This window comes from Lamprobacter sp., from assembly GCF_034860625.1.
Taxonomy (GTDB): domain Bacteria; phylum Pseudomonadota; class Gammaproteobacteria; order Chromatiales; family Chromatiaceae; genus Lamprobacter.
This window is the reverse complement of record NZ_JAYESN010000123.1, coordinates 1-11,024: the sequence shown is the minus strand read 5'-3', so window position 1 is coordinate 11,024 and position 11,024 is coordinate 1. Positions and strand designations below refer to the sequence as shown.

The following is an 11,024-nucleotide window of genomic DNA, read 5'->3' as shown; positions in this document are numbered from 1 at the left end:
TTAATAACCCACCGGGGTAAAGAGGCGCCGCCAGGCGCGGCTCATCAAACGGGGGTTTTCGGTCTCGAAGGCGATGGCGGTCGCGCCGCTGCGGCACAGCCGAGGGTCGGCTATCAGTGTACGTGCGGCTTGCAGCAGGCCGAGATACAAGCGGACATGACCCCGGGCACTCGGGTGCAGATAGGTTCGACCGTAGAACACGTGGCGCTCCTGCCCGTTGTCGGACAGTTCGCCGGGGTAGAGGCTGCCGATGCCCACCAGGGCGCCGGTGGCGTGACGCACCAGAAAGCAGACCTCATCGACGCGCCGTTGCGCTTCCGCAGGCGGCAGCAGTTGCTGCTCCAGCCAGAAGGCGACGATCTCCTCCCGCTCCGGCGCGCTCAGGCGCTGATAGACATCGAGCACGCGATAGCCGGCATGGGTGAACAGCTCGGTGGCCGGGGCTGGAGTGGGCGCCTGATCAGCCTGCTGGTCGGTGGCCTGGCCGTGGTGGGCGCGGAGCAAGGGGGTGGTGAGCGCCACATCGAGCTGTTGGCGCAGGCGGGCCACCAGCCCGCTGCCGATGCCGCGCCGCCGCTGAGCGGGGGCGACGAACAGGGAGATGAGTTCGGCCTGGGGGCTGCCGTCCGCGGCTTGAAAGCGCTCGGCGATGGCGAAGCCGATCAGCTCGCCGGCAATGGCGGCGGACAGCCCCAACAGCTCGCCGCGCGGCGGCTGGCTGGCCCAGCGTTGGCTCAGCGGCGGCGCGGTCATGCGGTCGTAGGGCAGCAGGTTGTCGGGGGTGAGGTTGTGGACGCTTTGGTAGAGCACCGGCTGGCCGCCTGGCTCGGGGCGCGGCAGGCCGGCCACCGGAGCTCGGGTGTGACCGGGGCGCCTGACGGTGGGTTTGGTGATGACCAAGCCGTTACTGCCGGGGAAGCTGACCAAGCGCTCGATGTCATCCTCCTGCAGGCCGAGGGCGCGCGGGCGGCGGGCGCCGGGGATGACCACCAGATCGAACAGCTCTTCGACCAGATTGCCGAAACGCAGCCAGTGGATGACCTCACCGCGGTCGAGATCCACCACCATCAGCCCGCACTGGGCCTGTTGGCCGTCGGCCGCCAGACGCTGCTCCAGCGCCAAGCCGCCGAAGCTGGTCGAGCGCAGTTGCGACAGGCCGATGAGGGCAAAGCGGTCGTGAAAGGCCAGACCACGCACAAAGCCGGGGCCATAGGCGACCGGCACAAAGCGCTCGCCGTCGCGCCCACTGTCTAAATAGCCCAGCTCGCCGCTGCCCGAGTTGAGCAGCCACAGCCGGTCGCGGTACCAACGCGGTGAGTGGGGCATGGATAGCCCGGTGGCGATGATCTGGTTGCTCGGCAGGTGCAGCACCACCCCGCCGTCGTGGCGATGCTGGCGCCAGCCGGCGGCCGTGTCGGTTTGGCTACAGGCGCTCATGTAGGTGGCTTCACCGTCCACCATGGCCAGGCCATTGAGGTGACAGCGGTCTTCAGCCACCAGCTTCTTGATGAAGGGCGGCTGCCAGATGGGGCGGAAGCTGAAGTCGGGGTCGAGGGTGGCCAGACAACTGAAGTCGGTATTGACGAACAGCAGCCGGCCGTCGCGATCAAAGGCCAGATCGTGGGCATTCACATCACCGGTGATCCAGGCCTGACTGGGGACGTAGAGCCGGTCGCCATCTTCGTGGGTCTGACCCGCGGGCAGGCGGTTGCCCAGTTGCCAGATCTGGTAACGACAACCGAGCGTCAGGCGGTCGGTCTCGGGCTGCCAAAAGAGCCCCATGGGCTTGTCGAACAGGCGCTCCTGCACCGCAAGGCGTCCGGGCTCGGGGTTACGGCCGATGAGAAACAGGCGATTGCTCTGGTAGGTGGTCAGGGCCAGGCTGACGTCTTGTTCGGCCAGCCACTGCCACAGCCCTTCGGAGGCCTGCACTTGCAGGCTGGGGGGCTGGGTGGGTGGGGTGGGTGCGGTTGGGGCCGGCGCGGGCTTGGTGTTGTTCATGCAGCGGCCTCCGAGGGCTTGGCTTGAACATGCCGTTGCCACAGCTGACGGTAGGCCGTCTCCAGGCTGGCGACGAAGGCTTGGGGCTGGAACAGCGGGGCGCTGGCGAGCTTGTCTTGCAGCCGGGCCTTGAGCTGGGCCAGGCGCTCGGCATCCAGACCCAGGGCCACGGCTTGCTCCACATAGGCCTCGGGGCTGGCGGCGATCAGTTCGGGCAGCCCGATGCCGTGGCACAGGCTGGCGCCCATGCGCGTGGCGTAGTGAGTGCCGGGACAGGTGAGCAGGGGCAGGCCCATGGCCAGGGCGCCAACGCCGGTGGCTCCGGCGTTGTAGGCCAGGGTGTCGAGAAAGAGATCGGCCAGGCGGTAGCGGGCCAGGTAGTCGGCGTGGGCGCACTTGGCGGCAAAGATCAGTCGCTCGGGGTCAATGCCGGCGGCAGCAGCGGTTTGGCGCAGGCGCTGGTTGCTGCCGTTGGCGCCGCCATCAATCAGCCAGAGCACGCTGCCGGGCACCTGCGCCAGAATGGTCATCCACAGGGCGAAGACCTCGGGTTCGAGCTTGTAGAGGCTGTTGAAGCAGCAGTAGACCAGGCCCTGCTCAGGTAGGCCGGCCTCAGTACGGGCACTGCGGCGCTGGGCGTCGGTGAGTGGGGCTGCCTCAAGCGGCTCGGGGTCGAGGGGCGCACTCCCCCAGGCCTGGGGGAGATGGATCACCTCTTCGGTGTAGTGCTGGACTTGGTCGTCGGGGATCAACTGTTTATCGGCCAGCAGGTAGGGGACGAAGTCGGCCCCGAGAGTGCCGGGGTAGCCGAGCCACTGGATCTGCACCGGCGCGGGGCGCAGGGCCAGCACCAGGGGGCGGGAGTGGGTGGTGTAGCCGGCCAGATCGATGAGGACATGGATGCCGTCGGCCTGAATGCGCTGGGCGATGGCCAGGGCCGGCTGCTGGGAGACATCGAGAAAGTGATCGCACCCCTCGCGCACCTGGGCGGTCCAGGCGTCATCCACTGGAGTGAGGCTGTAGGCGAAGATCTCGAATTCGGGGCGCTGGTGGTGCTGGAACAGGCCGGCGATGAGGGTGCCGACGGCATGGCAGCGAAAATCCGGCGACAAATAGCCGATGCGCAGGCGCGCCGGCGCGGGCTCGGTCGGATAACTGAAGGCTGGTGCCAGTGCCTGGGCCAGCCGTGCCGGACGCTGCGCCTCCTGCTCGGCTAGGCGGTGCAGCCAGTCGGGCGGCAGATCGAAGGCCAGGGCGCTGAGCAGGGGCAGGGGTTCGCCCTGACCTTTATCCAACTGGCGCTCGATGGCGCGGCGCAGGCCTTGCATTCGGGCGTCGTAGTCCGACCAGTCGGCCATGCGGCGACGAATCATCTCGAGGTGCAGGCGCAGTTTGGCGTGGCTTGGGGCGTGCGCTGGACTGCGGTCGGTGGGTGCATCGGCGTCACCGCAGGGGTCTCCAGCGGGAGCCTCGGCTGTGGCTGCGTCAAGGGCTTGCTGGTAGAAGTTGGCGGCAGCGGCGAGATCGCCGAGGTTTTCGTGCAACTGCGCCAGGTTGTACTGGGGCAGATCAAAATCGGGCTTGAGGCTCAGGGCGCGGCGGTAGCTCTCTTGCGCCAGGGTGATGTTGCCCCAGTCTTGCAGGGCCGCCCCCAGGGCGTTGTAGGCTGGGGCGGAGGGGGCGCGGCGCAGCGCTGCCTTGTAGCGCTCGATCGCCTGGGGCATGAAGCCGTAGCGGTGGTAGAGCTGGCCGAACTCCAGCTGGATCTGCGCCTGCGCTTGATCGGGCGCCCCTTGCAAGGCTTGCTGATACGCGGCAACGGCGGGCTGAAACTGGTACTGGGCGGCCAGCGCCTTGGCGAGGTTGTAGTGGGCGAGGTAGAGCGTCGGGTCAAGCGCGATGGCCTGATGGTAGGCGGCGATGGCTTGGTCTACATCGCCTTTCAGCCAGTGCAGACTACCCAGGGTGCTGTGCAGCACGGCCCGTTTTGGATCGAGCTCGATGGCCCGACGAGCGCTTGCCAGAGCGCCTTCCAGGTCGCCGTCGGCCTGCAGAGCGTTGGCCAGATTGTTGTGGGCGGGTACGCAATCGGGCTGGAGACGGATGGCCTCGCGGAAACAGTCGATCGCTCTGGCGGTATCGCCCTGCTGGCGTGCTTGCCGGCCGGCGTTGAGCGGGGCCGCTGCCAGGGAGGTGGTTAGGGGGTGACCAGGGGGAGCGGCGTCTTGCGCTATGCCGCAAACCGATGCCGAGGCACCGTTGTGACCGGCCAGGACATGGGCGGTCGGTGGGTTTCTGGTCTGGGCCATGCCAACCTCTGCTGCACGTTTTTTTCTGCAGTAAAGGTTAGCGAAACCAGCAGCCTATAGGCTGTCAAATGCTGTCGTTAGCTGTCAAAAGCTGTCATTTTGGGCGAGAAAATGATCATTCCACGCGGATGGCGGCGGCAAAGAGGTAGCCCCTGCCCCGTGCGGCGCGGATCAGCGGGGCTTGGGTGGCATCGGGCTGGATCTTGCGGCGCAGGCGGCTGATGGTCAGCTCCAGGCGGCGGTAGTCGTAGTCCTGTTCATCGTGGCCCAGAGCGTGGGCGAGGGATTCGCGACTGGCGATCTCCGGCGCCTGCTGGGCCAGCACCGCCAGCACCGCCGCTTCACTCGCGGTGAGGGAGAAGCATCGCCCCTCGGGGTCGATCAGGGTCAAGGTGTGCGGTTGGCAGCACCAGCTCGCTGCGGGTGCCTCGGCGTGGGCTGTCAGGCGGCGTTGCACGCTGTCCAGCACGGCGACCAGTTCGCGAAAATCCACCGGCTTGACCAGATAGGCATCGGCGCCCTGCTCCAGCCCGAGCAGTCGATCATCAAGCGCGCCGCGGGCCGTCAGGATGACAATTCCCAGCTGGGGTGTTTGCGCGCGCAACCGGCGGGCGATGCTGAGGCCGTCTTCATCCGGCAGGCCAAGATCCAGGATCAGCAGATCCGCCGGATGTTGCGCGACCTGTTGATCGATGTTGTGGCCATCGCTTTCGAGGACGATCTCAAAGCCGGCCCGCCGCAGGTGAAAGACCAGTTCCCGCCGATAGTCGAGGTTGTCTTCGATGATCCCCAGGCGTGTCATTTTGGTGCGCTCGCAGTCCGCTGGATGGGGAGCCAGACGATGAAGCAGGCGCCCCGGTTCAGGCCGGTGTCGGCGCGCACCCAGCCGCCGTGGCGCTCGACAATCTGACGCACCAGATAGAGACCCAGGCCGAGGCCGGGTTGGCCATTGGTTTCCCCCAGGCGGACATATTTCTCAAAGATCGGCTCGGCCATGCCGTCTGGCACGCCGGCGCCCTGGTTCTCGATGCGCCAGCGAAGGCCCGGTTCGCCCTGGTGCTCGAAGCGGTCGAGCCGCAGAATCACGGGCGATTCAGCCGGGCTGTACTTGCAGGCGTTGTCGAGCAGGTTGAGCAGGGCGAAACGCATCCGCCGCTCATCGGCGCGCAGTTCGGTCGGGGGCAGATCCGTGATCTGTTTCACTCTGTTCGCCGCATCGGTATCCAGCATCGCCAGCGCCTCCTCGCTCAGGCGATGCGGATCGATCCAGGTGTCCGTTAGGCGCGATTCGGTTGGCTGGATCTTATGATGGGCCACCACCAGTTCGAGCAGCATACCGAGGCGATGGACGGCCTTTTCCATGGTGATGTAGCGCAAGACACGCTCATTGTCTGTTGTGCGTCCCTCATCTTCATCCAGGCTCTGCAGGGTTTGCCTGGCTCCATCGATGACCGAGATGGGGGTGCGGATCTCGTGGGTGATCATGTCCAGCAGTTGGTTCTGTTCCTGCCAGCGGCGCTTTTCAGACTCCATGTTTTTTCGATCCAGCGCCGCCTGTTCCAGCGTTTTCGCGTGCTCCTGTTCAATGCGCCGGTAGTGCAACAAGAGGCCGAAGTGCAGGAGCATGATATGGGTGAGATTGCTGGCCAATCCGGCGTCGATGAAGACTTGCCTGAAGGGCAGGATGGCCAGCGAGGTCAGAATGGTCATGCCGATCAGCAATCCATGCGATGTCAGGGCAATGGCGAGCAGACGATTGGCGAGTTCGCCGGTACGCCAGAGACGCACGGCGGGCCAGGGCGTGGAGGCAATAATCGCGATGGCGGTGATATGCACCCACTGGGCGAACCATTGGTAGTAACCCAGGGGCGTTGCGATGGCGGTGGCCACGGCGAGTAGGAAGCCAAACTGGTAGAGCCGGTAGATGTACCGATGATAGTGTCGCAACTCAAGCAACAGGGCAAAGAACACCATGGCGACGGCAAAATCGAATGCCAGGATGATGCCCAGCGTCAGATTGGCTAACAGCGGTTGTTGCGGGAAAAAGAACTCCGAGGCGAAACCGTAGATGCACAGCCACTTGAGGAGATTGAGCGCCAGATAGCCTGAATAGGCGATGAAAATGGGTCGCCGTGACACGATCCAATTGGCGCTGTTAAAAACCAACACGGCGAAGATGAGGCTGAAATAGAATCCGTAGCCGAAGTAGCTGTTGAGGATATGCCGCTTGAATGCCGGTGGTTGCCAGAGCTTGATCATGGCCGCCATGGTGCTGGTGGTTTGCAGGCGAATAAAAAACGCATGCGTGCCCGGTGCCAGGTCGAGCTTGAACACCGTGCCACGGTAATCGATTTCCTTGGCCGATTGCGGCAGCCGATCCCCCGCCCGGCGCTGGTCCCATTGCCCCGTGGGGGTGCGATGAAACAGCGCAATGCTGTCCAGATAGGTCGGCATGAGTTCCAGCCACCAGTGGGAGGGCTGGTCGGCTTGGCGTTCGAGGCGGAAAGACAGCCAGACCGCGTCCGGCACAAAGCCGATGCCGAGGTTGTCGCTCAGCCCCTGGAACCGTCCCTGGGCCAGGGCATCACGGGCTTGGTCCAGGGTCATGGAGCGGGAGGGGTCGCGCAGATAGGCCAGTTGGCCTTGGTCAAGACGGATGAGTGGCACATCCACCAAGTCCTGCGTCTGCGGGCGTGCCTCAGCGACCAGGCAGGTCAGGGTCAGAACAAGCAGCGCGGTCAGCAGGGGTCGCATCAAAAGGTCTTTTGGTCACGCAAGGCCAGTTCCATCACATGGCCAAAAAAACCACTGGTTATCTGGCCGGTTTGGGTCTCGACAGCGGCTGGCTGGTGATCTTCGCCGCCGTGCCGGGCAGCCGCCGCCACACCAGCCGCTCCACTCCCAGAGCGACCACGGCAAAGGCGCACAGGTCGGTCAGGCCATGGCGCCGGGTCAGGGTGCTGCCGTAGTCGCGTGCCTGGGCTTCGGCCTCATCAAGCTTGGCAGCCACAGCGGGCCGAACATCCAAAGCATCGCGGGATTCCTGCCGCACCTGCTCGCCGCTCAGGCCCAGTTCCTTCAGACTCAGATATTTGAATTCCAGCAGCAGGTCGAGCGCCTGGAAGCGACGCATGTCCGGGCGGACAATCAGGGCCAGATCGGCATAACCGCGCTCGGTCTCCAGCTCGGAGACGGCCATATAGAGGCGGTCGTCGAACAAGAGCGTCAGAAAGGCGAATTTCACCAGGAGTTCATTGGTCCAGCGGTAGTCGCGGTTGGACAGCACGGCGAAATAGCTCTGTTCGATCAGTTCGCACAGGGGTGCGAGATCGCCTTGCTGACCGAGGGCGCGCACCGCATCGGGCAGCTCGCGCGCACGTCCGCTCAGCGGCAGCCAGCGTTCGCGCAAGCGCTCCACATAGAGCCCGCGCGCCACCAGATTGGGAATGCGCATCTGGCACTCGTTAAAGGAGTTCAAGCCTGCCAGGGTGAGGATGCCAAAGAAATACAGCAGCGACGCCATGAACGGCTGATCCTTCACTGCCGCCAGCACATCGGCGACGCCAAAGCGCTGCACCAGTTCCGGCACCAGCAGTCGGTCATCGCCACGCAGGGCCTCGATCAATAGCTCTTCACCATGGGGTAGCGAGGCGATATAAATCAGCTTGTTGCGATCCATAGCCAGGTTTTCATCGAGCATCTGCCGGGGATATCGGCCCTGGGTGGCGAGCGCCTTGAAGAAGTACAGGCTTAGAGTCGGGTTGTAGAGGCTTTCTTTGGCTTCCTCGCTGAAGCGATAGCCGTTGTAGAAAGTGCGCATGGTCGCCAGCGCCTTGTCCGCTGACCACTCGCCACCTTCTTGGGCCAGTTGGTTCAACACGGCGGCCACTTCACCTTCGGTAAAGCCGCACAGGTCGTTGAATTGGGGGAGCAGGAACAGATCCTCGCCGACGTTGTAGCCGCTGGTCATGTCGCTCAAGACCACCGGCGAGACGCCGGTGATGAACACCCGATCCAGCCCCAGACCGCCAGCAGCGGCCTTGACGGACTTGAACACCGTTTTCATCAAGCCCTCGCCTTGGAGCAAGGTCTGGTAGCGATTCTGCCCGCTCGGATGCGCGGCCATCAGCACTTCATTGGCGAAGTTGTCGTATTCGTCGATCAGCAGATAGAGTTTATGCGGTGTCTGGGAAATGACACTCAAAAGCGTCTCCCAAGAGGTGAGCGCGTCCTCGGGATGGATCTGAAGCGCTTCCGGCAGTTGCTCGCGATAGCGCCGGGCGAAGGCACGAATGCGTCCGTTGATATGGCGATGCAGCGCCGCTTCGATATCGCCAATTTCCCCATGCGCGGCGACCAGCGAGAAATCCCATTTGAGCACGAAGTATTGATTGTGCCGCGGTGTCGGGTGTTGTCCGATGGCAAGCGGGCGGAACAGTGCCTCGAACTGCTCGGTGCGGTTGAGATCGTAATAGTGCTCCAGCATCGACAGCAGCAGGCTTTTGCCGAAGCGGCGCGGGCGCAGGAAAATCAGTTGATCGCCGGCGGCTTCCAGCATGGGAATCCGATCCGTGCGATCAAGATACCAATATCCTTCCTCGCGCAATTTGCCAAAATCGCTCAGACCATAGGGAAAGTGCATGGGCGCTCAACTCCTGGGGCGAGATCGGAGTTCAAGCATAGCACGGTCGCAGCGTCCTTCTCGGCGCGCCCCTTGCCTGCTTTCGATGGTCAAGACAAGGTCGAGATGGATGAATACCCGATCCCGCTGGCAACTTAGCCTGAGTGGCAGGCGCGGCGCCTCTGCGACTGCGGGCGAGATCCATGCACTCTCGACCAACCCGTGGCGAAGACCTGACGACAAACGCGACGTTCACTCAGATGCTGAGCCGTTGAACGCGCCCAGCGCGCACCCGCGCGCGCGGTCTTCGGCGATCCAGAGGTCGCGCCCGAGGGCGCTGGCGCCCACTTGCCGCCAACCCTGTCGGGTAAAGAGGCGCCGCCAGGCGCGGCTCATCAAACGGGGGTTTTCGGTTTCAAAGGCGATGGCGGTCGCGCCGCCGCGGCACAGCCGAGGGTCGGCGAGCAGTTTACGTGCGGCTTGCAGCAGGCCGAGATACAAGCGGACATGACCACGGGCACTCGGGTGCAGATAGGTTCGACCGTAGAGCACGCGGCGCTCCTGCCCGTTATCCGCCAGCTCGCCGGGGTAGAGGCTGCCAATGCCCACCAGGGCGCCGCTGCTGGCGCGCACCAGAAAGCAGACCTCGCCGACACGCCGGCGCGCTTCCGCAGGCGGCAGCAGTTGCTGCTCCAGCCAGAAGGCGGCGATCTCGGCTTGCTCCGGCGCGCTCAGGCGCTGATAGACATCGAGCACGCGATAGCCGGCATGGGTGAACAGCTCGGTGGCCGGGGCGGGGGTGGGCGCCTGATCAGCCTGCTGGCCGACGGCCTGGCCGTGGTGGGCGCGGAGCAAGGGGGTGGTGAGCGCCACATCGAGCTGTTGGCGCAGGCGGGCGACCAGGCGGGTGCCGATGCCGCGCCGCCGCTGAGCGGGGGCGACGAACAGGGAGATGAGTTCGGCCTGAGGGCTGCCGTCCGCGGCTTGAAAGCGCTCGGCGATGGCGAAGCCGACCAGCTCGCCGGCAATGGCGGCGGACAGCCCCAACAGCTCGCCGCGCGGCGGCTGGCTGGCCCAGCGTTGGCTCAGCTGCGGCGCGGTCATGCGGTCGAAGGGCAGCAGGTTGTCGGGGGTGAGGTTTTGGACGCTTTGGTATAGACCATGCCCGACTCCGGCAGACCGCAGGCAGCGCGCTCTGGTACTTGGGGCTGATACGGCTTGAGACGCAGGGCGTCTTGGTAGGCGTCTTGCGCCGACTGGAATTGGCCCTGGGCGGCGAGCGCTTTGGCGAGGTTGGCGTGGGCGAGGTGGAGCTTTGGGTCGAGCGCGATGGCGCGCTGGTAGGCGGCGATGGCGACGTGCGCATCGTCATTCATCCACAGAAGACCGCCGAGGTTGCTGTGCAGGATGGCGCGCTCGGGGTCGAGTGCAATCTGCACCAGTGCCTCGAAAATGCCGCGACGCCCCTCTAAACTGGCGCACGGCGATATCCCGCGTGACGTGTACGCCTGGGTGAGAGCCTGTGGCCTGGAGCAGGGACGCTGGATGCCTTGACGATCGAAGGCGTAGCCGTCGCCGAACAGATTCAGTGTCATGCCCGCCCCGGGCGTCGCGCCCTTGTGGGTAAGGCCATTGATCTCATCGGCTGAGGCAGCCTGGCACGGGCGCGGCCTTGTCGAGCCTGGCCGCCGACACCGCTGGCCGCTGTTTGTTATTTGGCCTCGGGGTAGAAATCGTCATCCAGGATCTGTTCGCGATTGTAGGGCAGTGCTCGGGGAACATGGTTTTGGGTAAGCACGTTCTCCGCGATGCGCTGGCGGATCAGGCTGGTGGAGATGCCGGCGGTGTAAGGCAGCCAGAGGCAGCCGATGCCCCGCTGCGCCAACTCGGGTTCAAGCCGCTGCCAGCGCGCCGAGCCGCACCAGTCATCGCCGACAACCATCAGGTCGAGATCCTTGTCGTGCGGCAGCAGCCGACCGTTGCGCACCAGGCCGAGCAACACGCCACCGGAGGCGAAGGCGACGATGTTCTGGCTGGCTAGAGACACCAAGGTCTGGCGCAACAGGCGCAAGCCCAGCTCGCCATCGAAGGGC

Annotated in this window: 8 protein-coding genes; all 8 read right to left on the bottom strand. The window is 64.8% G+C overall.

Annotated elements, in window-relative coordinates:
• On the bottom strand, positions 1 to 2,001 hold the full coding sequence (locus VBE63_RS20755; RefSeq protein WP_323684928.1) for a TIGR03032 family protein: 2,001 nt from the start codon (positions 1,999 to 2,001) through the stop codon (positions 1 to 3).
• Positions 1,998 to 4,310: a tetratricopeptide repeat protein gene (locus tag VBE63_RS20750; protein ID WP_323684927.1), complete on the bottom strand. Its 2,313-nt coding sequence runs from the start codon at positions 4,308 to 4,310 to the stop codon at positions 1,998 to 2,000. Before VBE63_RS20750 ends, VBE63_RS20755 begins: the two co-directional genes overlap by 4 nt.
• A gap of 115 nt (positions 4,311 to 4,425) precedes the next feature.
• Positions 4,426 to 5,112, bottom strand: a complete 687-nt coding sequence (locus VBE63_RS20745; protein ID WP_323684926.1) for a response regulator transcription factor — start codon at positions 5,110 to 5,112, stop codon at positions 4,426 to 4,428.
• Complete coding sequence (locus VBE63_RS20740) at positions 5,109 to 7,064, bottom strand: sensor histidine kinase (RefSeq protein WP_323684925.1); 1,956 nt, start codon at positions 7,062 to 7,064, stop codon at positions 5,109 to 5,111. Before VBE63_RS20740 ends, VBE63_RS20745 begins: the two co-directional genes overlap by 4 nt.
• A gap of 58 nt (positions 7,065 to 7,122) precedes the next feature.
• A complete protein-coding gene (locus tag VBE63_RS20735; RefSeq protein ID WP_323684924.1) occupies positions 7,123 to 8,952 on the bottom strand; it encodes an AAA family ATPase in 1,830 nt (609 codons plus the stop codon).
• Between the two features lie 231 nt (positions 8,953 to 9,183).
• A complete protein-coding gene (locus tag VBE63_RS20730; protein WP_323684923.1) occupies positions 9,184 to 10,035 on the bottom strand; it encodes a GNAT family N-acetyltransferase in 852 nt (283 codons plus the stop codon).
• The gene (locus tag VBE63_RS20725; RefSeq protein WP_323684922.1) at positions 10,032 to 10,526 is read right to left on the bottom strand and encodes a tetratricopeptide repeat protein; all 495 of its coding nucleotides are present in this window, start codon (positions 10,524 to 10,526) and stop codon (positions 10,032 to 10,034) included. Before VBE63_RS20725 ends, VBE63_RS20730 begins: the two co-directional genes overlap by 4 nt.
• A 116-nt stretch (positions 10,527 to 10,642) precedes the next feature.
• Positions 10,643 to 11,024 (bottom strand): LicD family protein (locus tag VBE63_RS20720; protein WP_323684921.1); only part of this gene is annotated, 382 nt, incomplete at its 5' end.